This is a genomic window from Vibrio sp. V19_P1S1T109, assembly GCF_002241375.1.
Classification (GTDB): Bacteria; Pseudomonadota; Gammaproteobacteria; order Enterobacterales; family Vibrionaceae; genus Vibrio; species Vibrio anguillarum.
Window position 1 is genome coordinate 1 of the sequence record NZ_NDIM01000120.1, and the last position, 2,037, is coordinate 2,037.

2 protein-coding genes are annotated in these 2,037 nt (G+C 46.1%); both read right to left on the reverse strand.

Annotated features, from left to right (window positions below; all coding sequences use genetic code 11):
- Nucleotides 1-430, reverse strand: a 430-nt coding sequence (locus B9J87_RS05675; protein WP_176429487.1) for an AAA family ATPase, incomplete at its 3' end; no start/stop codon positions are given.
- 172 nt (nucleotides 431-602) lie between these two features.
- Nucleotides 603-1,799, reverse strand: a complete 1,197-nt coding sequence (locus B9J87_RS05680; RefSeq protein ID WP_013856499.1) for an acetate kinase — start codon at nucleotides 1,797-1,799, stop codon at nucleotides 603-605.
- Nucleotides 1,800-2,037 lie beyond the last annotated feature (238 nt).

Here is a 2,037-nt window from a genome sequence, read left to right on the forward strand (position 1 = left end):
GGTTGTCTGTTCCCGGTGTCGCGACAAACACAATTTCTGCGCCCAGTGTTTTGGCAATTTCTGCGTTCACTTGGTTCGCGAATGGGTGTTTGCGTGTTGGCACAAGGCCTTCAATCAGCGTTACTTCAGAATCTTTATTGATGTGGTTGTAACGCTCAACGACGGTTTCAAGCAACACATCCATCTTTTCGCTGCCGATCAACGTTTCTGCCGCTGACATCATCATCGGTTCTGCAATGCTGATGTCGCTGTTGCGACCGATAATCGTTGAAGTGAGATCAGGTTGATCGCCACCCGAGCGAGGTTGTGCAATAGGCTTATAAAAAGAAACGCTAACACCTTTACGCTCCATGGCGCGAAGGACACCCATGCTCACGCTGGTAAGACCAACACCAGCGCTGATAGGGATAAGCATAATAGTACGGGACATGAGTAGAGTACCTCAAACTATTGAAATCAATCTAACCGAAACTAGATTGAAAAAGGAACAAAGCCCAACATGACCTTCTTCGGAAATAAGCCTGCTGACCTAAATCGCTAGAAACTAAGGGTTGAGCCCCGGTAAAAAACTGGCTAACTCAGAGAGTTAGCCAGAAAGTCAATTAAAGGCCTGCCAGACGAGCAGTATCTTCAGCAATCACTAGCTCTTCATTGGTCGAGATAACCATAGCTGGAATACGGCTGTTTGCCGTTGTGATCACACCTTCGCCGCCAAAACGTGCTTTTAGGTTTGCTGCGCTGTCGACTTCGATACCGAAGATAGCCAAACGGTTTAGTACCATTTCACGGATAGGGCCTGAGTTCTCACCGATACCACCAGTGAAGACGATAGCGTCTAGGCGACCGTCAAGGCTTGCTGTGTAGCCAGCCACGTATTTTGCTAGGCGGTGGCAGAACACGTCCATTGCACGAGTCGCTTCTTCTTTCTCACCGTAGTTATCTTCAACAAAACGGCAATCCGAAGTCACTTGAGTTAAGCCTTGTAGGCCAGACTCTTTGGTTAGCATAGTGTTGATTTGATCAACAGAGTAACCCAGTGCATCGTGCAGGTGGAAGATGATTGCAGGATCGATGTCACCACAACGTGTGCCCATCACCAAACCTTCAAGCGGCGTTAGACCCATTGAAGTATCAACTGATTGACCGTTTTTGATCGCACAAACAGAAGCACCATTGCCTAGGTGACAGTTGATGATGTTAACTTCTTCAACTGGCTTGTTGAGTAGGCCTGCAACTTCACGAGTGATGAATAAGTGTGAAGTACCATGCATGCCATAACGACGGATACCGTGCTCTTTGTATAGATTGTACGGAAGAGCGTATAGGAAAGACTCTTCAGGCATAGTTTGATGGAACGCAGTATCAAACACAGCTACGTTTTGAAGCTCAGGGAAGTTTTTCTTAGCGGCTTCGATACCGATGATGTGTGCTGGGTTATGAAGCGGTGCAAAGGTTGCAGCGTCTTGAATACCTTTCAGTACATCATCAGAGATAAGTGCAGATTGAGTGAACTGCTCACCACCGTGTACGATACGGTGACCGATAGCGCCAAGGTTAGCTTTAAGCTCTGGCTTAGAAGCAAGAATAGTTTCAACCATAAACGCGAGTGCTTCTTCGTGCGCTGCACCTTCGCCTAGTTGCGCTTCGTGTTTACCGTCAAGTTTCCACTTGATACGTGCTTCAGGAAGGTGAAGACATTCAGCAAGACCTGATAGGTGCTCAGCACCTGTTTCTGCATCGACAACAGCAAATTTAAGAGAAGAACTACCGCAGTTTAAAACTAAAACTAGCTTAGACATGTGTGACTACCTGTAATAATCGGTTAGGATAAAAATCATTCACAAGAATAGTAGAACCGTTGTGGAGCGCTACTAATCTTGGTCAATAAAACTTGAATTTCCGTATAATGAGACGGGGCTTTTAACGTAAAGTCGTCGATGCATTCCTTGCAGATTTCATCTCGGAGTTGCCTAAATTGTAAATAACGGCAACAATGAGATTGAGGGCTCGCAAAGAATAGCGATAATGGGCCAATAT